Origin of the sequence: Nocardioides panacisoli (assembly GCF_019448235.1) — a bacterium.
Taxonomy (GTDB): domain Bacteria; phylum Actinomycetota; class Actinomycetes; order Propionibacteriales; family Nocardioidaceae; genus Nocardioides; species Nocardioides panacisoli_A.
On sequence record NZ_CP080409.1, the window covers coordinates 1,546,399 to 1,569,049 of the forward strand.

The 22,651-nt window shown below is 71.6% G+C and carries 21 protein-coding genes and 1 pseudogene; 8 read left to right on the forward strand and 14 right to left on the reverse strand.

Annotation, left to right across the window (positions count from 1 at the left end; all coding sequences use genetic code 11):
* Positions 1–52: 52 nt before the first annotated feature.
* From KUV85_RS07625 to KUV85_RS07635, 3 genes are read left to right on the forward strand one after another with little or no spacing between them, the layout of a single operon-like run.
* Positions 53–937, forward strand: coding sequence for a GNAT family N-acetyltransferase (locus tag KUV85_RS07625; RefSeq protein WP_219962609.1), 885 nt, complete (start codon positions 53–55; stop codon positions 935–937).
* Between the two features lie 24 nt (positions 938–961).
* Positions 962–2,140 carry a quinolinate synthase NadA gene (nadA, locus tag KUV85_RS07630; protein WP_219962610.1) on the forward strand — a complete coding sequence of 393 codons (1,179 nt, stop codon included), beginning with the start codon at positions 962–964 and terminating at the stop codon, positions 2,138–2,140.
* Between the two features lie 53 nt (positions 2,141–2,193).
* A complete protein-coding gene (locus KUV85_RS07635; protein ID WP_219962611.1) occupies positions 2,194–2,775 on the forward strand; it encodes a DUF3043 domain-containing protein in 582 nt (193 codons plus the stop codon).
* A 30-nt stretch (positions 2,776–2,805) separates the two neighbouring features.
* Here the strand turns inward: KUV85_RS07635 and KUV85_RS07640 are convergent, their stop codons facing one another.
* Positions 2,806–3,801 carry an aldo/keto reductase family protein gene (locus KUV85_RS07640; RefSeq protein WP_219962612.1) on the reverse strand — a complete coding sequence of 332 codons (996 nt, stop codon included), beginning with the start codon at positions 3,799–3,801 and terminating at the stop codon, positions 2,806–2,808.
* Positions 3,802–3,868: 67 nt separating this feature from the next.
* Here KUV85_RS07640 and KUV85_RS07645 point away from each other — a divergent pair, with 67 nt between their 5' ends.
* Positions 3,869–4,447: a GNAT family N-acetyltransferase gene (locus KUV85_RS07645; RefSeq protein WP_219962613.1), complete on the forward strand. Its 579-nt coding sequence runs from the start codon at positions 3,869–3,871 to the stop codon at positions 4,445–4,447.
* On the opposite strand, the gene dapB is transcribed toward KUV85_RS07645, so the two are convergent.
* Entirely contained in the window at positions 4,444–5,211 is a 768-nt protein-coding gene (dapB, locus tag KUV85_RS07650; RefSeq protein WP_219962614.1) for a 4-hydroxy-tetrahydrodipicolinate reductase, read from the reverse strand. The two genes, KUV85_RS07645 and dapB, sit on opposite strands and share 4 nt — an antisense overlap.
* Before the next feature lie 52 nt (positions 5,212–5,263).
* Between dapB and KUV85_RS07655 the strand changes: the two genes are divergently transcribed.
* Positions 5,264–5,782 carry a class I SAM-dependent methyltransferase gene (locus tag KUV85_RS07655; RefSeq protein WP_219962615.1) on the forward strand — a complete coding sequence of 173 codons (519 nt, stop codon included), beginning with the start codon at positions 5,264–5,266 and terminating at the stop codon, positions 5,780–5,782.
* A 143-nt stretch (positions 5,783–5,925) separates the two neighbouring features.
* On the opposite strand, the gene KUV85_RS07660 is transcribed toward KUV85_RS07655, so the two are convergent.
* The 4 genes from KUV85_RS07660 to rpsO form a co-directional block, all read right to left on the reverse strand.
* A complete protein-coding gene (locus tag KUV85_RS07660) occupies positions 5,926–7,599 on the reverse strand; it encodes a BCCT family transporter (RefSeq protein ID WP_425299389.1) in 1,674 nt (557 codons plus the stop codon).
* Positions 7,600–7,701: 102 nt separating this feature from the next.
* Entirely contained in the window at positions 7,702–9,063 is a 1,362-nt protein-coding gene (locus tag KUV85_RS07665) for a M16 family metallopeptidase (protein WP_219962617.1), read from the reverse strand.
* The gene (locus KUV85_RS07670; protein WP_219962618.1) at positions 9,060–11,276 is read right to left on the reverse strand and encodes a polyribonucleotide nucleotidyltransferase; all 2,217 of its coding nucleotides are present in this window, start codon (positions 11,274–11,276) and stop codon (positions 9,060–9,062) included. The genes KUV85_RS07665 and KUV85_RS07670 overlap by 4 nt, the downstream gene beginning before the upstream one ends.
* A 259-nt stretch (positions 11,277–11,535) precedes the next feature.
* Positions 11,536–11,811: a 30S ribosomal protein S15 gene (gene rpsO, locus KUV85_RS07675; RefSeq protein ID WP_219962619.1), complete on the reverse strand. Its 276-nt coding sequence runs from the start codon at positions 11,809–11,811 to the stop codon at positions 11,536–11,538.
* Positions 11,812–12,560: 749 nt separating this feature from the next.
* Between rpsO and KUV85_RS17560 the strand changes: the two are divergent.
* Positions 12,561–12,998: pseudogene (locus tag KUV85_RS17560) on the forward strand (O-antigen ligase family protein); the annotation flags it as partial.
* Between the two features lie 233 nt (positions 12,999–13,231).
* Here the strand turns inward: KUV85_RS17560 and KUV85_RS17565 are convergent.
* The 8 genes from KUV85_RS17565 to rimP all read right to left on the reverse strand — a co-directional run bounded on the left by KUV85_RS17565 (position 13,232) and on the right by rimP (position 21,618).
* Positions 13,232–14,167: a bifunctional riboflavin kinase/FAD synthetase gene (locus tag KUV85_RS17565; protein WP_237690265.1), complete on the reverse strand. Its 936-nt coding sequence runs from the start codon at positions 14,165–14,167 to the stop codon at positions 13,232–13,234.
* A 49-nt stretch (positions 14,168–14,216) separates the two neighbouring features.
* On the reverse strand, positions 14,217–15,080 hold the full coding sequence (gene truB, locus KUV85_RS07685; protein WP_219962621.1) for a tRNA pseudouridine(55) synthase TruB: 864 nt from the start codon (positions 15,078–15,080) through the stop codon (positions 14,217–14,219).
* A complete protein-coding gene (gene rbfA, locus KUV85_RS07690) occupies positions 15,073–15,537 on the reverse strand; it encodes a 30S ribosome-binding factor RbfA (protein ID WP_219962622.1) in 465 nt (154 codons plus the stop codon). The genes truB and rbfA overlap by 8 nt, the downstream gene beginning before the upstream one ends.
* Entirely contained in the window at positions 15,534–18,335 is a 2,802-nt protein-coding gene (gene infB, locus KUV85_RS07695) for a translation initiation factor IF-2 (protein WP_219962623.1), read from the reverse strand. Before infB ends, rbfA begins: the two co-directional genes overlap by 4 nt.
* Positions 18,336–18,428: 93 nt before the next feature.
* A complete protein-coding gene (locus KUV85_RS07700; protein WP_219962624.1) occupies positions 18,429–18,776 on the reverse strand; it encodes a YlxR family protein in 348 nt (115 codons plus the stop codon).
* An 80-nt stretch (positions 18,777–18,856) separates the two neighbouring features.
* Positions 18,857–20,068: a S1C family serine protease gene (locus tag KUV85_RS07705; RefSeq protein WP_219962625.1), complete on the reverse strand. Its 1,212-nt coding sequence runs from the start codon at positions 20,066–20,068 to the stop codon at positions 18,857–18,859.
* A gap of 87 nt (positions 20,069–20,155) precedes the next feature.
* Positions 20,156–21,124 carry a transcription termination factor NusA gene (gene nusA / locus KUV85_RS07710; protein WP_219962626.1) on the reverse strand — a complete coding sequence of 323 codons (969 nt, stop codon included), beginning with the start codon at positions 21,122–21,124 and terminating at the stop codon, positions 20,156–20,158.
* Positions 21,124–21,618: a ribosome maturation factor RimP gene (gene rimP, locus KUV85_RS07715; protein WP_219962627.1), complete on the reverse strand. Its 495-nt coding sequence runs from the start codon at positions 21,616–21,618 to the stop codon at positions 21,124–21,126. Before rimP ends, nusA begins: the two co-directional genes overlap by 1 nt.
* 133 nt (positions 21,619–21,751) lie before the next feature.
* On the opposite strand from rimP, the gene KUV85_RS07720 reads away from it, so the two are divergent.
* Both KUV85_RS07720 and KUV85_RS07725 read left to right on the forward strand, forming a co-directional pair.
* The gene (locus KUV85_RS07720) at positions 21,752–22,216 is read left to right on the forward strand and encodes a hypothetical protein (protein ID WP_219962628.1); all 465 of its coding nucleotides are present in this window, start codon (positions 21,752–21,754) and stop codon (positions 22,214–22,216) included.
* Complete coding sequence (locus KUV85_RS07725) at positions 22,213–22,626, forward strand: DUF4439 domain-containing protein (protein WP_219962629.1); 414 nt, start codon at positions 22,213–22,215, stop codon at positions 22,624–22,626. The genes KUV85_RS07720 and KUV85_RS07725 overlap by 4 nt, the downstream gene beginning before the upstream one ends.
* The last annotated feature ends 25 nt before the right edge of the window (positions 22,627–22,651 follow it).

Genomic DNA, 22,651 nt, shown 5'->3' on the forward strand with positions numbered 1-22,651 from the left:
CCCGCCTCCGGGCGGGGCCGGTGGGCTGCCACGCACCGCTAGGGTCGCGGGCGTGAGCGACGTGATGATCCGGCCGATGCAGCGTGAGGACGTCGCTGCGGTCGAGCGGCTCACCGCCCACGCCTTCCGCGAGGTCGACCGGGCGGACCTGCGTCCGGGTGACCCGACACCCGAACTGCGCTCGGAGGTCCGTGCCGCGACCTGGCGGCAGCGCGCCGAGCACCTGCTCGCCACGGACCCGGGCGGCTGCTGGGTGTGCGAGGACGACCAGGGGGTGCTGGCCGCGGCCGTCTCCTTCGTCCGTGAGACCACCTGGATCCTTGCGACGTACGCCGTCCGGCCCGGCGAGCAGGGCCGCGGCGTCGGCAAGCCGCTGCTGGAGGCGGCGATGGGGCACGGCCGCCACTGCCTGCACGGCATGCTCGGCGCCACCGGCGACCCGCGCGCCGTACGCCGCTACCGCGCCGCCGGCTTCGACCTGCACCCCAAGATGACCTTCCGCGGCGTCGTCGACCGGTCAGCGCTGCCCGTGCTGGAGAAGGTGCGCGAGGCGAGTCCCGCGGACGTGGAGCTGATGGACTCCGTCGACCGCCGTACGCGCGGCGCCGGCCACGGTCCCGACCACGAGTTCCTGCTCGCCCACTGCGCCACGCTCGTGTCGGACACCACGACCGGTGCGGGCTACGTCCACGTCGACCCCGCCCGCGGACCGCAGCTGCTCGCCGCGACCAACCGGCGCACCGCGACCCGGCTGCTGTGGGCGTCCATGGCACTGTGCGAGGCCACCGAGCTGAGCATCGACTACGTGACCGGCGCCAACCAGTGGGTGTTCGACGTCGCGCTCCCCGCCGGCCTCACCCCGACCAGCCGCGGCTACCTCGCCCTGCGCGGGCTGCGGGAGCCGACGCCGTACCTCCCCCACTCCTCGCTGCTCTGACGGCGTGCGGCCTAGGATTGGGCCATGACGACCGTCGACCTGCCGCTGCTGCCACTGGGCCGAGGCTCGGACCCGCTCTCCGAGCGCGGCGTGGACTGTCCCGGTGACCTGCCCCCGGCGTCGGACCCCGACCTGGTCGAGCGCGCCCGCGCCGCCAAGGAGGCACTCGGCGAGAAGCTGTTCGTGCTCGGGCACCACTACCAGCGCGACGAGGTCATCCAGTTCGCCGACGTCACCGGCGACTCCTTCAAGCTCGCCAAGGACGCGGCGGCCCGCCCGGAGGCGGAGTACATCGTCTTCTGCGGCGTGCACTTCATGGCCGAGTCGGCCGACATCCTCACCAGCGACGACCAGCAGGTCATCCTGCCCGACCTCGCCGCGGGCTGCTCCATGGCCGACATGGCGCGCATCGCCCAGGTGGAGAAGGCCTGGGAGGCCCTCACCGAGGCCGGCGTGGCCGACCAGGTCGTCCCGGTGACCTACATGAACTCCAGCGCCGACATCAAGGCCTTCTGCGGGCGCCACGGCGGCCTGGTCTGCACCTCCTCCAACGCCGAGACGGCGCTGCGCTGGGCCTATGAGCAGCGGGGCGCCGACACCAAGGTGCTCTTCCTCCCCGACCAGCACCTCGGGCGCAACACGGCCGTACTCGACCTCGGGCTCGAGCTCGACGACTGCGTGGTGTGGAACCCGCTGCTCCCCGGCGGCGGCCTCACCGAGCAGGAGCTGGCCGATGCGCGGATGATCCTGTGGAAGGGCCACTGCTCGGTCCACGGCCGGTTCTCCCCCGACGTCGTCGACGAGCTCCGGGCGAAGGACCCCGACATCAACATCCTGGTCCACCCCGAGTGCCAGCACGAGGTCGTCCTCAAGGCCGACCACATCGGCTCCACCGAGTACATCATCAACACCATCGAGAACGCCCCCGCCGGCTCGAGCTGGGCCATCGGCACCGAGCTCAACCTCGTGCAGCGGCTCGCCCGGGCCCACCCGGACAAGGACATCGCGTTCCTCGACCGCAACGTGTGCTACTGCTCCACGATGAACCGCATCGACCTGCCCCACTTCGTGTGGGCGCTGGAGTCGCTCGTCGAGGGCACCGTGGTCAACCGCATCGAGGTCGACGACCAGACCGAGGCCGAGGCCCTCGTCGCACTCGAGCGGATGCTCTCGCTGCCCAGCAAGCTGGCCGCCGATGACTGAGCGGCCCCACGTCCCCCGTCCACCTCGCCAGCCCAGGAAGGCCTGAGCAACTCGTGTTCCGTCGTACGAAGTCCGAGCCGGAGACCGCGCAGGCGGTGGCCAAGCCCGACGGCAAGGGCCGCCCGACGCCGACGCGCAAGGAGGCCGAAGCGGCCGCGAAGGCGCGCGCCAAGGCGCCCCGCGACCGCAAGGAGGCCAACAAGCGTGCCCGCGAGGCCCGCGGCGAGGAGAGCCGCAAGATCCGGCAGGCGATGAAGGACGGCGACGAGCGCTACCTGCTCCCCCGGGACAAGGGGCCGATGCGGCGCTTTGTGCGCGACTTCGTGGACTCGCGGTTCTCCATCGTGGAGATGATCATCCCGCTGCTGATCATCAGCCTCGTGCTGGGCTGGAGCGGCCAGCAGGAACTGATGCAGGCCAGCTCGCTGGTGATGATGGCGACGGTGCTGTTCGTGATCGTCGACCTGGTCGTGCTGCGCTTCCGGCTCCGCCGCGAGCTCGTACGCCGCTTCCCCGACGAGTCCTACAAGGGCACCACCTACTACGCCAGCATGCGGGCGCTGCAGATGAAGTTCATGCGACTGCCCAAGGCACAGGTGAAGTTCGGCCAAGAGCTGCCGCCCACCTACCGGTAGCCGGCCCCGCGGAGCCCGGCCACCGGCGCATCAGCGCTGCGGCGACTTCGTCAGGGCCGGGTCGTCGGTGACGACCGGCCCCACCGCGTCGTCGATGGCGCGCATCGTGGACTCCTCGAGGGTGATCCCGGCCGCCTTGACGTTCTCGGTGACCTGCTCGGGTCGGCTCGCGCCGATGATGGCCGAGGACACGTTGTCGTTCTGCAGCACCCAGGCCACGGCCAGCTGCGCCATGCTCAGCCCGAGATCGTCGGCGATCGGCTGCAGCAGCGCGACGCGCTCGAGCACCTCGTCGCGCATCCACCGGCTGATGTCGTCGGCGCCGCCCTTCTCGTCGGTGGCACGCGAGCCCTCCGGCGGCGCCTGACCCACGCGGTACTTGCCGGTGAGCACGCCCTGGGCGATCGGCGACCAGACGACCTGGCCCAGCCCGAGCTCGCGGCAGGCCGGGACGACCTCGGACTCGATGACGCGCCACAGCATCGAGTACTGCGGCTGGTTGGACACCAGCGGGATGCGCAGCTCCTTGGCCCACTCCGCGGCGGCGCGGATCTCCTCGGCCCGCCACTCCGAGACGCCGATGTAGAGCGCCTTGCCGGAGCGGACGACGTCGGCGAAGGCGACCATCGTCTCCTCCAGCGGCGTGCCGTGGTCGAAGCGGTGCGCCTGGTAGAGGTCGACGTAGTCGGTGCCCAGCCGCCGCAGCGAGCCGTCGATGGACTCCAGGATGTGCTTGCGCGAGAGCCCCATGTCGTTGTGCGCCCGCGGACCGGTCGGCCAGTAGACCTTGGTGAAGACCTCCAACCCCTCACGCCGCTCACCGGCCAGCGCCTTGCCCAGCACGGTCTCGGCCGCGGTGTTGGCGTAGACGTCGGCGGTGTCGAAGGTCGTGATCCCCTCGTCGAGCGCCTGTCGGACGCAGGCGATGGCGCCGTCCTCGGCGACCTGCGAGCCGTGGGTGATCCAGTTGCCGTAGGCGAGCGCCGAGACCTTCATGCCGCTCGCGCCGAGGTTGCGGGTCTCCATATCCTCAGCCTAGGCGCCGCGGCAAGGGGCCGCGGAGCGGCGGAGAGCGGACTGACAGGATGCCCCCATGAGCGATCCCGAGGGTGGTCCCGACGTCTCGGTCCGCGTGGCGTGGCCCGCGGACGCCAGTGGCATCGCAGCCGTGCAGTTGCGGGCCTGGGAGCAGCGCTACGGCGACCTGCTGCCCCGCCTCCTCGCCGAACGCGGCCTCGACGCCAGCAGCCACGCAGCGGCCTGGCAGGAGTCACTGAAGCATCCGCCGCTGGCCGAGAACCGTGCCCTGGTGGCGCTCGCCCACGACCACGTCGTCGGCTTCGCCCTCACCGGGCCGGCGACCGATCCCGACGCCGATCCCGCCTCCGAGGGCGAGGTCGTCGAGTTCACCATCGATCCGGAGTGGACCGGCAAGGGGCACGGCTCGCGGCTGGTGCAGGCCGTGGTCGAGACGTTGCAGGCAGACGGCTTCAGCCGGGCCGTGTGCTGGCTGGACAGCACCGACGACCAGCTGCGCGAGTTCCTGGTCGGCGCCGGATGGGGTGCCGACGGCGCCAGCCGCAGCCTCGCCGACGAGGGTGGTGCCGGCGAGGTCAAGCAGGTGCGGTTGCACACCGACCTCGGCGACGCGTCCCCGGCGGACGCCGTCTAGTCCAGGTCGAGGAACTCCTCCAGCCCAACCGTGAGGCCGGGCCGCTGCCCGACACGGCGTACGCCGGTGAGCACCCCGGGTGCGAACGACGCGCGGTCCATCGAGTCGTGCCGGATCGTCAGCGTCTCCCCCGGTCCGCCCAGCAGCACCTCTTGGTGCGCGAGCATCCCGCGGATCCGCAGCCCGTGGACGCGGATGCCGTCGACGTCCGCGCCCCGCGCGCCCTCGAGCTCGCTGGACGTGGCGTCCGGGACCGGGTCACAGCCCGCCTCCTCGCGGGCACGGGCGATGAGCTGCGCCGTACGCCGCGCGGTGCCGCTGGGGGCGTCGGCCTTGGTCGGGTGGTGGTACTCCGCGACCTCCACCGACTCGTAGAACGGTGCCGCGACCTGGGCGAAGCGCATCATCAAGATCGCACCGATGGAGAAGTTCGGGGCGATCAGCACCCCGGTGGCGGGCGACTTCGCGAGCATGGCCCGCAGCGCCTCCAGCCGCTCGTCGTCGAACCCGGTGGTGCCGACGACGGCGTGGATGCCGTGGTCGATGCAGAACTCCAGGTTGTCCATCACCACGTCGGGGTGGGTGAAGTCCACGACGACCTCGGCGCCGGCCTCCACCAGGGCGTCGATCTCGTCGCCCTGGTCGACCTCGGCGACCAGCGTGAGGTCGCTCGCCTCGGTCACGGCGCGACACACCTCGGTGCCCACCTTGCCGCGGGCTCCGAGCACTCCGACACGGGTCTTGCTCTCGACATCTGGACTCACGTAGTCCAACCTACGCCGCCGCACGCCCGACCGATCTGGCAGGCTGTTCCCCATGGCAGCGCAGACGATCCCTGCTCGCATCCGTTGGGCGGTGGACTTCATCGACGTCAAGAGCGATGACCACGTGCTCGAGATCGGGTGCGGTTCCGGGCACGCGGCAGAGCTCATCTGCCGCCGCCTGGACGGCAAGGGCAAGATGTTCGCGATCGACCGGGCCGAGGCCGGCGTCGACCGCACCAAGGCCCGCTGCAAGCCCCACGTCGACTCCGGTCGCCTCAAGGTCCGCCAGATCGACCTCGCCACGCTGCGCGTGCCCGTCAAGCGCGTGACGAAGGCGTTCGCCTTCAACGTCAACCTCTTCTGGGTCCGCGACTGCAGCGACGAGATCGCGCTGCTGCACGACCGCATCGTGCCCGGCGGCTCGGTGAACCTCTTCTACGACGCCAACCGGCCCGAGCACGTCAAGGAGATCATCTCCAAGTCGGCCGAGTCCCTGACCAAGGGCGGGTTCCGCGTCTACATCGCGACCTCCGACGACCCCAAGGTCGTCGGCATCATCGGGCGCCGCTGATCATCGTCCTCGGCCGAGCTCGCGAGGCCGTCGACGATGATCAGCAAGCATGGTGGGCGCGTGTCGAGACCCGCCGCAACGCAGGTCGGCCCGCCCCGGGCGAACCGGGACGGGCCGACTGCTGCATCAGGCGGATGCCGTGACTAGGAGCTCGAGCTGGCCTCGATCTCCCGGGCCACGTCCTCGGCCAGCCAACGCCGCTCGCGGCGCTTGCGGTCGCGGTCCTCGGCGAGGAGGACCTTGGCCGTGGCGATGGCCATGAACACCATCACGATGCTGAAGGGCGCACCCAACAGGATCGCCATGGTCTGCAACGCCCCGAGTGGATCACCCCCGGCACTGCCGGCGGCGAGCAGCACGGCTGCGACCGCGCCCTCGAGGACGGCCCAGAACGCGCGGCTCCAGGCCGGCGGGTTCGGGTCGCCGCCCGAGGACAGCATGTCCACCACGAACGAACCCGAGTCCGAGCTCGTCACGAAGAAGACCACCACGAGGATCATGGCGATGCCGGCCGTGATCGCTGCCAGCGGCAGGTACTCCAGCATCCGGTACATCGCGGTGTCGCGGAACAGGGCGTAGTCCTCGTTGGCGAGCGCCTCGAGGTTGCCGTCGCCGAAGATCTCCTCGCGCAGTGCGGTGCCGCCCATGACGGAGAACCAGAGGAAGTTCACCAGGGTGGGCACCACGAGCACGCCGACGATGAACTCACGCACCGTGCGGCCGCGGGAGATGCGGGCGATGAAGACGCCGACGAAGGGCGCCCAGCTGATCCACCAGCCCCAGTAGAACGTCGTCCAGCCGCTGAGGAAGGTCTCACCCTCCTCGCCCTGGAAGGGCATCACGTTGAACGACAGGGCGAAGAAGTCCTGGAAGTAGGACCCCAACTGGGTGACGTAGTCGCTGAGGATGAACACCGTCGGGCCGGCGATCATCACGAACGCGACCAGCAGCACCGCCATGACCATGTTGAGGTTGGACAGGAACTTGATGCCCTTGTCCACGCCGGTGACCACCGAGGTCACGGCGATGGCGGTGATGACGATGATCAGGACGACCTTGAGCCACGTGCCCGGGTCGCTGACCCAGTCCAGGTAGCCCATGCCGGCGCTGACCTGGCTGACACCCAGGCCGAGCGAGGTCGCGACACCGAAGAGCGTGCCGAGGACCGCGATGACGTCGACGACGTCACCCCAGAAGCCCTTGATGCGGTCGCCGAGCAGCGGCTCGAGTGCCCAGCGCAGCGACACCGGGTTGCCCCGGCGGTGCACGGAGTACGCCACGGCGAGACCCACGACCACGTAGATGGCCCACGCGTGCAGGCCCCAGTGGAGGAACGTGACGTTCATCGCCGTCTCGCCCTGCTCGGCGGCGTTCGCGCCGGGCAGGCCCGGCGGCGGGAACGCGTAGTGGCTCATCGGCTCGGCCACGCCCCAGAAGACGAGACCGATGCCCATGCCGGCCGCGAAGAGCATCGCGAACCAGGAGGGCAGGGAGAACTCGGGCTCCTCGCCGTCCTTGCCGAGGACGACGTTGCCCATGTGGGAGACCGCGATCCAGATGGAGAAGGCGAGGAAGCCGGTGACCGCGGCGACGTACCACCACGCCAGGTCGGTGACGACGAGATTGTTCGCCTTCCCGATCCAGTCCCCCATCTTCTCCGGGAACAGTGCCGTCGCGGCCACGAAGAGGATCAACAGGCTCGCGGAGGGGATGAAGACCCGCGGAGCCGTGATCGGCCCGATGGGTCGTCCACCGGATGCCGGTGATTCGTGGCTCTCGACAGCAGGCCCGGGGCCTGTTTCAGGCTGACCAGCCATGTCATTGACCTTTCCGTCGTGAGCAGACAACTTTCCACGATACCGTGGAACTTCTCGCGTCGCATTCGTCCCAGAAGTCACACCGGGCACGTGCCCGGGCGTTCAGGCCCCGTCGGGCCCCACCACGGCGAGCACTTCTGGGCCCTCGAAGACGTGCGCTGCGACGCGACGTACGTCCTCGCCCGAGACTGCGTTGACGCGCTCGGTGATCTCGTCGATCCCCAGCACCTCACCGTGGTTGAGCTCGGCCCGACCGATTCGCATCATCCGCGACCCGGGGTCCTCCAGTCCGAGCACCAGGCCACCGATCAACTGGCTCTTGCCTCGAGCCAGCTCCGCGCCGGTGATGCCCTCGGAGGCAACCTTGCCGAGCTCCTCCCTCACCGTAACAAGGGTCTCCTCCACCCGCTCGGGCAGGCACCCGACGGCCACGCCCGCGAGGCCGGAGTCGGCGTAGTGCCCGAGGAAGGAGTAGACGCCGTACGCGAGCCCCCGGCGCTCGCGGACCTCCTGGAACAGCCGGCTCGACGTGCCGCCGCCCAGCGCGGTGCCGAGCACCCCCAGGGCGAAGCGACGCTCGTCGTAGCGGTCCAGGCCCTCGTGGGCCAGCACCACGCTGACCTGCTCCAGCGGCCGGCTCACGCGACGCTCCCCCGGCGTCACCGGGAGGGCCGGCCGCGACGGGCGCGGTGCGCGGGGCGGGCGCGTGCCGAGGAGGAAGTCGTTGCCGGCGAACGCGGCCTCGACCTGCGCGACCACGCTCGCGTGGTCGACCGCGCCCGCAGCCGCGATGACCATGGACTCGGGGCGGTAGTGGTCGCGATGGAAGCGCCGGATGGTGTCGGGCTCCATGGCCCGGATAGACCCGACCGTGCCGGCGATGGGACGACCCAGCGAGGTGCCGGCGCCCCAGGCGGCCTCGGCCATCAGGTTGTGGGCGACGTCCTCGGGGTCGTCTGCGTGCATGGCGATCTCGTCGAGGATCACTTCCCGCTCGGCGTCGACGTCCTCGCTGGTCAGCAGCGGGTCGGTGACCATGTCGCCGAACGCGTCGATCGCCATCGGCAGGTCGTCGGCGAGCACGATCGCGTGGAAGCAGGTGTACTCCTTGGCGGTGAAGGCGTTGAACTCACCGCCGACGGCGTCGAAGGCGATCGAGATGTCCAGCGCCGTACGCCGGCCGGTCCCCTTGAAGAGCAAGTGCTCGAGGAAGTGAGAAGCCCCGTGGGTCTCGTCGGACTCGTCGCGCGAGCCGACGTCGACCAGGACGCCCAGGGCCGCCGAGCGGGCCCCCGCCATCTCCTCGGTGACGATGCGCAGCCCACAGGGCAGCTGGGTGTGCTGCACCCGGGAGGTGGTGAGGCCGTCGGCGTCGCGCACGTCCTCCAGGGTGCGCGTGGTGGCCCGGTCGACCGACCGGGCCACCTCCGCGTCAGGGGAGGTCGTGCGACCTCCGCGTGTCACGCGTCCTCGGCGTCGCTCTCCGCGGCGTCGTCACCCTCGACGACGGGGACGAGCGAGAGCTTGCCGCGGTCGTCGATCTCGGCGATCTCGACCTGCAGCTTCTGGCCCACCGAGACGACGTCCTCGACCGCCTCGACGCGCTTGCCGTCGTTGAGGCCGCGGAGCTTGCTGATGTGCAGCAGCCCGTCCTTGCCCGGCAGCAGCGAGACGAAGGCACCGAAGTTGGTGCACTTCACCACGGTGCCGAGGTAGCGCTCGCCGACCTCGGGCATCGTCGGGTTCGCGATCGAGTTGACCGCGGCCCGCGCGGCCTCGGCCGCGTCGCCGGTGGTGGCGCCGATGTAGACGGTGCCGTCGTCCTCGATGGACAGGTTGGCGCCGGTGTCCTCCTGGATCTGGTTGATCACCTTGCCCTTGGGGCCGATGACCTCACCGATCTTGTCCACGGGGACCTTGACGGTGATGATGCGCGGCGCGTGGACCGACATCTCGCCGGGCTCGTCGATCGCCTCGTGCATCACGTCCAGGATCGCCATCCGGGCGTCACGCGCCTGGGTCAGCGCGCCAGCGAGCACGTCGGCGGGGATGCCGTCGAGCTTGGTGTCGAGCTGGAGCGCCGTGACGAACTCGCGGGTGCCGGCCACCTTGAAGTCCATGTCGCCCATCGCGTCCTCGGCGCCGAGGATGTCGGTGATGGCGAGGTACTTCTGGTCGCCGTCGACCTCACCGGAGATGAGGCCCATCGCGATGCCCGCGACCGGCGCCTTCAGCGGCACACCGGCCTGCAGCATCGCCAGCGTGGAGGCGCACACCGACCCCATCGAGGTGGAGCCGTTGGAGCCCATGGCCTCCGAGACCTGGCGGATCGCGTAGGGGAACTCCTCGCGAGAGGGCAGCACCGGCAGCAGCGCACGGCGCGCCAGGGCGCCGTGGCCGACCTCGCGGCGCTTGGGCGAGCCGACGCGACCGGTCTCACCGGTCGAGTACGGCGGGAAGACGTAGTCGTGCATGTAGCGACGGCTGGTCTCCGGCGATAGCGTGTCCAGCTTCTGCTCCAGGTCGAGCATGTTGAGCGTGGTGATGCCCAGGATCTGGGTCTCGCCGCGCTCGAACAGCGCCGAGCCGTGGACCCGCGGGACCACGCCGACCTCGGCGTGCAGCGGCCGGATGTCCTTGGGGCCGCGGCCGTCCATGCGGATGTGCTCGCGCAGCACGCGCTCGCGCATCAGCTCCTTGGTCACGGTGCGGAACGCCGCGCCGAGCTCCTTCTCGCGGCCCTCGAACTGCTCGCCGAGTGCCTCGAGGAGACCGTCCTTGATCTCGTCGAGCTTGGTGTCGCGCTCCTGCTTGCCGGCGATGGTCAGCGCCTCGGCGGTCTGGTCCTTCACCCGCGCCACGACGGCGTCGTAGGCGTCGTCCTCGTAGTCGAGGAAGACCGGGAAGTCCGCGACCGGCTTGGCGGCCTGCTTGGCCAGCTCGGCCTGGGCGTCGCACAGCTGCTTGATGAACGGCTTGGCCGCCTCGAGCCCGCTGGCCACGACGTCCTCGGTCGGCGCCTGCGCGCCGGACTGGACCAGGTCGAAGGTGTTCTCGGTGGCCTCGGCCTCGACCATCATGATCGCGACGTCACCGGAGTCGGTGACCCGACCGGCGACGACCATGTCGAACACGGCGTCGTCGAGCTGGCTGTGGCTGGGGAAGGCGACCCACTGGCCGTCGATCAGCGCGACCCGGACGCCGCCGACCGGGCCGGAGAACGGCAGGCCGGAGAGCTGGGTGGAGATCGAGGCCGCGTTGATGGCGAGCACGTCGTACGGCGTGTCCGGGTTGAGCGCCAGGACGGTCAGCACGACTTGGACCTCGTTGCGCAGGCCCTTCTTGAAGGTCGGGCGCAGCGGGCGGTCGGTCAGGCGGCAGGTGAGGATGGCCTCCTCGCCGGGCCGGCCCTCACGGCGGAAGAACGAGCCGGGGATGCGACCCGCGGCGTACATCCGCTCCTCCACGTCGATGGTGAGCGGGAAGAAGTCGAAGTGGTCCTTGGGGTGCTTGCCGGCGGTGGTCGCCGAGAGCAGCATGGTGTCGTCGTCGAGGTAGGCCGTGACCGAGCCGGCGGCCTGCCGGGCGAGCAGCCCGGTCTCGAACTTGACGGTGCGGGTGCCGAACTTGCCGTTGTCCAGAACGGTCTCGACGGCGGAGATGACTGGTTCCGTCACGTAATGCTTCCTTCTCGTCGCGGTGCGACCCGCTGACCGCGTGCCGACCCCAGGGGGTGGTGGCCGGTCTTCGATCGAGACCCGCAGCTCCCGCCCGGAACACCGGGCCCCTGGGACCTGCAGATCACTACCGAGGACCAACCGTCACGGCCGCGCGGATCGCGCCAGTGTGATGGTGTTTCTTCAATTGTGCGTCAAGCGACGCTGGCCGCAATGTATCGAAGGGACCCACCCGGGCGGGTAGGTCCCTTCGATCTGGTCAGCGGCGAAGGCCGAGCTTCTCGACGAGCGCGCGGTAGCGCTCGATGTCGGACTTCTTCAAGTAGTTCAGCAGGCGCCGGCGCTGGCCGACCAGGAGCAGCAGCCCCCGGCGACCGTGGTGGTCCTGCTTGTGACCCTTGAGGTGCTCGGTCAGGTGGCTGATGCGGTGCGTCAGCAGTGCGACCTGCACCTCGGGCGAACCGGTGTCACCCTCGGTCGTGGCGTACTCGGCCATGATCTTCGCCTTGGTCTCGGCGTCGGTTCCTACTGCCATGGGGCAACCTCTCGGTTCACTCGTTGCGCGGCGCGCCCGGGCCTGTTCACCGGGGCACTCTGTCTCCGCGGCCGATCTGACGGCGGTGCCGCCCGGCACGACGCGTCACGTCCGGGCAACCGGGACAGCCTAGCCCGCCGGCGGCCCGCCGGCCCAATCGTGAGGGCGCGCACAGACAGCGTGTGGGCTGCCCCCGTAGCGTCGCCGCCGTGCGACGACCAACGGCCACCGCGGCACTCCTGGCACTGCTGGTCGCCCCGGTCCTCGCGACCATGGGCATCGGCACCCAGTACACCAACCTGCTCGGCACCGTGCTGGTGTGGGTCTTCGTCGCACTCATGGCACCCGAGGTCGCGGCCGTCGTACGCCGCCACCGCCGGTCGCTGCTCCCCCGCGCCATGGCGCTCAGTGCAGTCGTGTGCCTGGCCGGGTGGACGCTGACCGGCCAGCCCTGGGTCACCGAGTCGCGGTTCTGGCTCTACGCCGGCGTGCTGGCACTGGTGCCGGCCTTCGCGGGCTGGCTGTCGTGGCACCGACGGCCCGGGCTCCGGCTGCTGGTCGCGGCCAAGGTGCTCCTCACCCTGCTGGCCGTGGCCCTGGTCGCCGGGACCCTGCTGCAGGACGCGCGGCCGGACTCGCTGCCGATCTACCGCAACGTGCGCCACCTCAACTACGACGTCGCGCTCCTGCTGGTCGTGGTCGCGCACCTGGTCCAGGTCGCCCGCACCCGCGCCGCCGTCCTCGGCCTGATGGGGCTCCTGGGCGTCCTGTCCTGGTTCGCCGTCTGGTCCGGCGGTCGCGCCCAGCTGATCGCCCTGGCGGTGGTGGTCGTGGTGCTCGTGACCGGTGGCGCCGTGCGGTGGGCCCGCCCCCGGACGTGGCTGGTCCCGGCGGCCCTGGGCCTCGGCGCCGTCGCGGTGACCGCGCTGGGCGGCTCGCCGCTGCTGCGGCAGCAGGTGGCACGCACCGCCGACGGCGACCTCGAGGCCGTCTCCTCGGGGCGGCTGCGGCTGTGGCAGGAGAGTCTCGCGCAGCTCGACAGCCCGGGTGCCTGGCTGTTCGGCCTCGGCCCCGACGCCTTCGACCGGCTCCGGCTCGGACCGCCGAGCGTGCTCGGCGCCGACCAGCGCATCGTGCAGCCGCACAACGCGACCGTGCAGTGGCTGCTGGAGTTCGGCGTGCTCGGCACCGTCCTCGTCGTGGGCCTGTGCGCCTGGCTGCTGGTGCGCGCCCTGCGCACCGCCGGCGCCAGCGATCTCGCGCCGGAACGGCGTACCGCGGCGGCCATGTTCCTCGGCCTGTTCGCCTACGCCCAGCTCGACGGACTCTTCTACCACGTGGTGCCGTTCACGCTGGCGGCACTGCTGGCCGCCCTCGTGCTCTTCGACCTCCGCCTCGCGCCGGACCCGCCGGCCACGGCTCAGGACAGCAGCTCGCGGGCCGTCTCGACGTCGCCGGCCATCGCCTCGACCAACTCCGCCACGCCGTCGAAGCGCACCATGCCGCGGATCCGCTCCACGAAGGAGACCACCACCTCGACGCCGTAGAGGTCGAGGTCGTCGCGGTCCAGGACGTAGGCCTCGACGCTGCGGGCCCGCTCGCCGGCGAAGGTGGGATTGGTGCCCACGCTGATCGCGGCGGGCAGCTCCTCCCCGCCGTCCGCGCGGCGCAACCAGCCGGCGTACACGCCGTCGGCGGGGACCGCGACGCCCGGCGACACCGGGACGTTGGCGGTGGGGTAGCCCAGGTCGCGGCCGCGCTGGTCGCCACGGACGACCACGCCGGTGACCGCGAACGGGCGCCCGAGCGCCTCGGCGGCGCCGGAGACGTCGCCCTCGGCGAGGCAGGTCCGGACGTAGGTCGAGGACCACACCTGCGGCCCGCCGTCGAGCGCGACGGCGTCGACGGCGAAGTCGTGTTCCTCGCCCGCCTCCGCCAGCGTGGCGGCGTCACCGGCGGCACGATGACCGAAGCGGAAGTTGGCGCCGACGACGACCGCGCGCGCGTGCAGCGCGCCGACGAGGATCCGCTCGATGAACTCCTGCGGCGACCACGCGGCGATCTCGCGCGAGAACGGGATGACGAGCACGTCGTCGACCCCGGCCCCGGCCAGGAGCCGCGCACGCTCGGTGATCGTGGTCAGCATCGACGGCGCGTGGTCGGGACGCAGCACCGCGATCGGGTGCGGGTCGAAGGTCACCGCGACGACGGTGTCCACGCCGACCCGGTGCGCCGCCTCGCGAGCGCGCCCGACGACGTGCCGGTGGCCACGGTGGAGGCCGTCGAAATTGCCGATGGTGACCACGGTGCGGCCGAGGTCCGCGGGCACCTCGGCCAGATCGCGCCAGACTCGCACGTCGGTCACTCTCCCACACTCCGGTCCGGCACCCGCACGGGGCGAGCGCTCACGAGGCGAAGACCGCGACGGCGCGCGCCCGGCCACCGTCGGGCCGGTAGAGCGCGAGGAACTCACCGTCGGGCGCGAACAGCGCCGACAGCTCGGGCAGGTCGAGGTCGAGCTTGCGGCCGAACCGCACGTCGGTCGCCTGCGCGACGTCGAGGTCGACCGCCGGGAACGCCGTCCGTGCCGCCGTGGCGATCGGGGTCACCACCGGCTCCTCGAGGTCGCTGGCGGCCGCGAGCGTGAACGGCCCGACCGTCGTACGCCGCAGCGCCGTCAGGTGCCCGCCGACGCCGAGCGCGGCGCCGAGGTCGCGGGCGATCGCGCGGACGTAGGTGCCGCTGGAGCAGCGCAGCGAGATCTCGACGTCGACGACCTCACCCGGCGGCGTCACCGACGCCACCGTGAGCTCGTGGACGGTCACCGGACGCGCGTCGAGGGTGACGTCCTCGCCCGCGCGGACCCGGTCGTAGGCCCGACGGCCGTCGACCTTGATCGCGGAGACCGCGGACGGCACCTGGTCGAGGTCGCCGACGAAGTCCGCCAGCACCGCGCGGACCCGCTCGTCGGTGACCGCCTCGGCGGAGGTGGCGGTGACCACGTCACCCTCGGCGTCGTCGGTGGTGGTGCGCGCCCCCAGGCGGATGGTGGCGTCGTAGGACTTCTCACTGAGCGTGAGGTGTCCGAGCAGGCGCGTGGCCCGCCCGACGCCGAGCACCAGCACACCGGTGGCCATCGGGTCCAGCGTGCCGGCGTGGCCGACCTTGCGGGTGCCCAACAGGCGGCGCGTCCGGCCGACGACGTCGTGGGAGGTCATCCCGGCCGGCTTGTCGACCACGACCAGGCCGGGGGTGACCGCCTCAGCCATCCTCGTCGGACACGGCCTCGTCGGACACGGCCTCGTCGTCCTCGCGGGGCTTGCGGTACGGGTCGGCCTCCCCCGCCGGCGCCTTGCCCTCCCGGGCAGCGGCAACGGCGGCGTCGGACTCCTTCGCCCGGGCCAGCACCTCGTCGACGTGACGCGCATTGGCCGGAACACCGTCGTACTCGAAGTCGACCGTGGGGGCGTGCCGCATCCCCAGCTGCCGGCTGACCTCGGAGCGGATCATGCCCCGGGCCGAGGCCAGTGCGGCAGCGGTCGCCTCCTGGTCGGCGTCCTCCCCCAGGACGGTGTAGTACACCGTGGCCTGCTGGGTGTCGCCGGTGAGGCGGACGTCGGTGACCGTGACGAAGCCGAGCCGCGGATCCTTGATCCGCCGCTCCAGCAGCTCCGCCACGATCACCTGGATGCGGTCCGCGACCTTGCGGACCCGCGGACTGGTCATACCCGCGGGATCTCCTTCATCTCGAACGCCTCGACGACGTCGCCCTCCTTGATGTCGCCGTAGTTCCGGATGACCAGACCGCACTCGAAGCCCTCGCGGACCTCGGACACGTCGTCCTTCTCCCGGCGCAGCGACAGCAGGTCGAGGTTGTCGGCCACCACGGCACTGTCGCGGATGAGGCGCACCTTGGCCTTGCGCTTGATCAGGCCACTGGTGACCATGCAACCGGCGATGTTGCCGACCTTGGAGGACTTGAACAGCGCCCGGATCTCCGCCTGACCGAGGGTGACCTCCTCGTAGACCGGCTTGAGCATGCCCTTGAGCGCGGCCTCGATCTCCTCGATCGCCTGGTAGATGACGGAGTAGAACCGGATCTCCACACCCTCGGCGTCGGCCAGCTCGGAGACCTTGCCCTCCGGCCGGACGTTGAAGCCGATGATCGTGGCGTCCGATGCCGCCGCCAGGTCGACGTTGGCCTTGGTGATCGCACCGACGCCGCGGTCGATCACGCGGATCGACACCTCGTCGCCGACCTCGATCTTGCTCAGCGCGTCCTCGAGGGCCTCGACCGAACCGGACACGTCGCCCTTGAGGATGAGGTTGAGCTCTTGGGTCTCGCCCTTCTCGGCGGCCGCCATGAACTCCTCGAGCGTACGACGTGCGCGACGCTTGGCCTGCTGGGCCGCGCGCTCCCGTGCCTCACGCTTCTCCGCGATCTGCCGGGCGACCTTGTCGTCGTCGACCACGATGAAGTTCTGGCCGGCACCCGGCACGGCGGAGAGGCCGAGCACGAGCGCAGGACGGGACGGGTCGGCCTGCTGGATCTGCTGGCCGTGCTCGTCGAGCATCGCCCGGACGCGCCCGTGGGCCGGACCGGCGACGATCGACTCGCCCACCCGGAGCGTGCCGCGCTGCACCAGCACCGTGGCCACCGGACCGCGACCGCGGTCCAGGTGCGCCTCCACCACGAGGCCCTGGGCCTCCTGGGTCGGGTTGGCGAGCAGGTCCAGCGAGGCGTCGGCGGTCAGCACGACCGCCTCCAGCAGCTCGTCGAGGCCCTGGCCCGCCTTGGCCGAGACGTCGACGTACATCGTCTCGCCGCCGTACTCCTCGGGCACGATGCCGTACTCGGACAGCTCGCCACGGACCTTCTGCGGGTCCGCACCGGGCTTGTCGATCTTGTTGACCGCGACCACGATCGGGACGTCGGCCGCCTTGGCGTGGTTGAGCGCCTCGATGGTCTGCGGCATCACGCCGTCGTCGGCGGCCACCACCAGCACGGCGATGTCGGTGGCCTGGGCACCACGGGCACGCATGGCGGTGAACGCCTCGTGACCGGGGGTGTCGATCAGCGTGATGCGCCGGTCCGCGCCCTCGACCTCGGTGTGCACCTGGTAGGCGCCGATGTGCTGGGTGATGCCCCCGGCCTCGGCGTCGACCATGTTGGCGTTGCGCAGAGCGTCGAGGAGCTTGGTCTTGCCGTGGTCGACGTGACCCATGACGGTCACGACCGGCGGCCGGACGACCATGTCCTCCTCGCCGCCCTCGTCGGCGCCGAACTCGATGTCGAAGGACTCCAGCAGTTCCCGGTCCTCGTCCTCGGGCGAGACGACCTGGACCTGGTAGTTCAGCTCTTCGCCGAGCAGCTCGAGGGTCTCGTCACCGACGGACTCGGTGGCGGTCACCATCTCGCCGAGGTGGAAGAGCATCTGCACCAGCGCTGCGGCGTCGACACCGATCTTCTCGGCGAAGTCGGTCAGCGAGGAGCCCCGCGGGATGCGGACCGTCTCGCCGTTGCCCTTGCGGACCCGCACGCCGCCGATCGACGGGGCCTCCATGGCCTCGAACTCCTGGCGACGCGCCCGCTTGGACTTGCGACCACGGCGCGCCGGACCGCCGGGGCGTCCGAACGCACCCTGGGTCTGGCCACGGCCGCCGCGACCGCGGAAGCCGCGCGGGCCACCGGGTCCACCGCGACCCGGAGGGCCACCGGGACCGCCCGGTCCGCCGCCGGGGCCACCGCGACCGGGACCACGGCCACGGCCCGGACCCGGCTTGCCGCCGGGACCGGAGCCGAAGGCCGCCGGGGACTTGGGCATCATCGCCGGGTTGGGACGCGGCATGCTGCCCGGACGGCCGCCCTGGCCGCCCTCGGGACGCGGACCGCGACGCTCGCCGCCGGCTCCGCCCGCGGGGGCACCACCGTCGCGGCGCGGGGCCGGGCGACGGCCCATGCCCTGACTGGACGCGAACGGGTTGTTGCCCGGACGCGGCGTGCCCTTGGGCTTGCCGACCGGACGGGGAGCGGGCGCCTTGGGCTTGGGGCCCGGGGTGGGGCCGGGCTTCGGGGGCTCCTCGCCCTTGGGCTCGGCCGGCGGGCCGGGCTTCGGGCCCGGCTTGGGCGCCGGCGGAGCCGCCGGCTCCTCGGCAGCAGGGGTCTCCGGGATCTCCTCGGCGGTGGCCTCGGTCGCCTCGGGGGCGTCGGGGGCGTCGTCGGGCGCCGGCTCGGCGGTCTTCTTCGCCGCGGCCTTCTTGGCCGGCGCCTTCTTCGCGGCGGCCTTCTTGGCGGGAGCCTTCTTCGCCGCGGCCTTCTTGGCCGGCTTCTCGGCGGCCGGCTCGGCGGACTGCTCCGTCTTCAGCTTCTCGCCGTACTCCTTGCGGAACCGCATCTCTGCGGGAAGCTCGACGGTCGAGCTCGCCGACTTGACGAACTCCCCCATCTCCTTGAACTTCTCGAGAACGAACTTGCTCTCGACTCCGAACTCCTTGGCGAGTTCATGGACTCGGGTCTTGGCCACTTCTCTCCTTATGGCCGCAAGTCCCGGTCCAGGGGGTGCTTACGACCTCACGTAGGGGGTGAACACGCTCATCGCGAGATACTCATCGAGTGCTCATGAGCTGCTGCTCCGGTTCTGTGTCGGTCGGTCACTGCTGTGATGGTCGGGCACGGGTCGGGCTGCGAGGTGCTCCCCCACCGGTGCGCTGGAGGACCCACCGGCGAGCCTGAGGGCTCGGGGGAAGGCCTTCCGCCGCACCGCGAGGTCGTAACACTCGGTCGTGGGATGCAGGTGCGCCCCACGTCCGGGTGCGGTGCCCGACGGGTCCGGGAGGACGACTGCTCCGCCGTCCTCGGCCGGTTCCGCGGTCACCCGCAACAACTCGTGCTTGGCTGCACGCGTCCGACAACCGAGGCAGGTCCGGACGGGTCCGGACCGGACAGGTTCGCTTCGACGTGCCACCGACCGACAACTCTACCGGCTCCCCCACGGCATGCCGAACCGGCACCCCCGACCCGGCGCCCCGCGCGGGCGCCGCCGGGTCAGTTCTGGGGCGACTCGCCCAGCGTGATGGAGGCGTCCTGCTGCGCGCCGCCGGGCCCGGTCCACGTGAGGGTCGTGGTGTCGCCCGGCTCGAGTCCGCGCAGGATCTCCTGCAGTCGGGCGAAGTCGGTCACGTCCTGACCGTCGAGGCCGGTGATGGTCGAGCCGGGCTCGAGCCCGGCCTCCGCTGCGGCACCGTCCTCCTGCACACCCTGCACCCGGACCTGGCCGTTGCCGGCCACGCTGATGCCGAGGTAGGCACCGGGGCCGATCTGCACCGAGCCCGACTCGTCGTCGGCCCGGATCTGGTCCACGATGTCCAGTGCGTCCTCGATCGGCACCGCGTAGCTCTGCGCGGCCCCACGGCCGGCCGAGGCCGCCGTGGTGATGCCGACGACCTCGTCCTCGTCGTCGATCAGCACGCCTCCGGAGAAGCCCTGTACGACGCGGGCGTCGGTCTGGATCAGTCCGCTCAGCGGCGAGGTCGCGCCGGTGGCGGGGTTGGTGGTCTCGATGTCCTGCCCGAGTCCGACCACCGCGCCGTCGGAGGCGGACAGGAAGCCCTGGCCCGAGGCGTTGCCGACCGCCGTCACGTCGTCGCCGACGGCCGGGTCGCCGTCGTCGTCGAGCGTGACCTCGGTCAGGTCGTCGGCGTCCTCCAGCTGGAGCAGCGCCACGTCGGCCTCGGCGTCGTGGCCCACGACCGAGGCGGTCCAGGAGTCGCCCGTGGCGGCGTCGGTGGCCCGGACCTCGTTGCTGCCCGAGACGACGTGGTAGTTCGTCACGACGAGTCCGGAGTCGTCCACGACCCACCCGGTGCCGGCCCCGCGGCTGCCGTTGGCCGCGACGTCGATCAGCATCACGCCCGTCGACTCCTCCTCGGTCGCGTCCTCGAAGGAGGAGGAGTTGGTCGTCCCGGGGAGGTCCGGGGACTGGCCCTGTCCCCACTCGGGGGTGATGCCCCGGGGCCCGTCCTGACCGTCGGCGCCCTCGACGAGCTCATCGCCGGCCGAGGTCGAGGTCAGCGTGTGGTCCGCGACGACCCACGCCACCGGGGCGGCGAGTGCGGCGCCGAGGACTGCCCCCGTGGCGGCCGCCGCGATCCCGATCAGCACCGGACCGCGCCGTCGCGCGGGCGCCGGCGCCGCGGGTGGCGGCGGGGGCGGGTACGACGAGGAGTACTGCGGGCGGGGTGCCTCGGGAGTGGTCATGCTCCGACTCCATCGCACCAGCCTTGTGATGGGCCCAGATCTTGCTGAGCATCGGCTGTGAACCAGCCGATCAGCGCAACTGCCGCCTCACGCCTCCTCGTCGGAGTGGATGTCGATGCGCCACCCGGTGAGGCGCGCGGCGAGGCGGGCGTTCTGCCCCTCCTTGCCGATGGCCAGGGAGAGCTGGAAGTCGGGGACGACCACGCGCGCCGACTTGGCCGCTTCGTCCACGACGCTGACCTCGCTCACCCGCGCGGGCGAGAGCGCGTTGGAGACCAGCTCGCGGGGGTCCTCGGACCAGTCGACGATGTCGATCTTCTCCCCGCCCAGCTCGGACATCACGTTGCGCACGCGCTGTCCCATCGGGCCGATGCAGGCACCCTTGGGGTTGACCCCGGCAGCGGTCGACCGCACCGCGATCTTGGTCCGGTGGCCCGCCTCGCGCGCGATGGCGGCGATCTCGACGGTCCCGTCGGCGATCTCGGGCACCTCCAGCGCGAAGAGCTTCTGCACCAGGTGCGGGTGGGAGCGTGACAGTGTCACCTGCGGACCGCGCATGCCCTTGCGGACCGACACCACCAGGCACTTGATGCGGGTGCCGTGGCTGTAGTCCTCGTCCGGGACCCGCTCGCTCAGCGGCAGCAGCGCCTCCATGCGCCCCAGGTCGACCAGGACGTCGTCGGGGTTGCGCCCCTGCTGGATGATGCCGGAGACGATGTCGCCCTCCTTGCCGGAGAACTCGCCGAAGCGCACCTCGTCCTCGGCGTCTCGGAGGCGCTGCATCATGATCTGCTTCGCGGTGGTGGCAGCGATCCGGCCGAACCCCTCCGGGGTGTCGTCGTACTCGCCGATCTCCTCGCCCTCGGCGTCGCGCTCGGGGGCGAGCACGCGCACGTGGCCGCTCTTGCGGTCCAGCTCGACGCGGGCGTCGGGACGCGCGCCGGGGCTCTTCTGGTACGCCGTGAGGAGCGCTTGCTCGATGGCCTCGACGAGGACCTCGAACTTGATCTCCTTCTCCTGCTCCATCATCCGCAGGATCCGCATGTCGATGTCCATCAGGCCTGGCCCTTCCGATTGAATTCGATCTGCACGAACGCCTTGGCCACCTCGGCGTAGGCGATCTCCCGCTCGGTGCCGTCGACGTCGAGACGCACCCGCTCCCCGTCGGAGGACACGATGCGGCCCTCGACGACGTCCCCCTGCTGCAACGTCACCTTGACCAGACGGCCGCGGCTGCGGCGCCAGTGGCGGGGCTGCGTCAGGGGGCGGTCGACCCCGCGGGAGGTCACCTCGAGGGTGTAGGGCTGCTCGCCCATGACGTCGGAACCGTCGATCACCTGCTCGACGGCCTTGGTCGCCGCCGCGACGTCGTCGAGCGTGACACCGCCGTCGGCGTCGACGGCCACGCGCAGGATCCGGCGCTTGCCGGCCGGGGTCAACTCGACGGCCTCGACATCCATGTCCAGCTCCGAGAGCGGGTCGGTCAGGGCCGCGGTGATCTCCTCGATCTGCGCCGCGGCCCGGTTGCCCGGTCGCTGGTTCGAACTCATCGCTGCGGCTCCCATGTCCTGTTGTCGCGGTGCAGTGTCGTCCGTTCATCGTGCTGCGCACGCGGTGCGTCCCACGATAGCCCGTGGACCACGGCGGCCGGTTCCGGCTCGCGGGGGCGATAGGGTCCCCTGCGTGTCAGGAGGCAGGCTCCCCGTCGGTCGGCGACCGGTCGTCGTCGCTGCAGCAGCGCTCGTCGCCGGCTGCGACGTCGTCGAGGGCTCCGCACCCGCACCGGCGCCACGCCGCGAGCAGGCCGAGCCGGCCACCGGGGACGAGGCGCTCATCGCCGCGGTCACCGACGCCCTGGCGCGGACCCTCGCGCTCGCCGAGCGGGTCGCGAGCCTGCCCGGCCTCGCGGGGCTGGCGGCGCCGTACGTCGCCCTGCACCGCGGCCACGGGCAGCTGCTGGGCGGCCTGCCGGACGTCGACCCGTCCCGGGTGCGCCGGCAGCGGGCCCGTCAGGCGCTCCGGGACGGCGAGCGTGACCTGCAGCAGCGGCTCGCCCAGGCCGCCGGCACCGCCCAGAGCGGCGCACTCGCCCAGGCACTGGCCGCGATGGCCGCCGCCGTGGCCCAACAGCGCAAGGCGGACCGATGAGTGCCGTCGCGCTGCAGGAAGCGTTGGCCGCCGAGCACGCCGCGATCTTCCTGCACAGCGCCCTCGGGGCCCGGACCTCGCGCTCGGACGCTCCCGACCTGGCCGAGGCGCTCACCGCCGCCTACCGCGTGCACCTGCAGCGACGGTCGCGCCTGATCGCCCGGCTCGACCAGCTCGGCGCGGACCCGATCGCCGCCGAGCCCGGCTACCGGATCCCGGCCGACCTCAACGGCACCGGCGCCGTACGCCGCCGCGCGCTGCGGGTCGAGCGCGACTGCGCGGCGACGTATGCACACCTGGTGGCGACGACCACCGGCACCGACCGGGACCTGGGCATCTCGTGGCTGGTCGACGCCGCCACACGGGAGCTGGACTTCGGCGGCAAGCCACGACGGCTGCCCGGCCTGTGACGCCCCGGCCCCGTGACGACGTGGG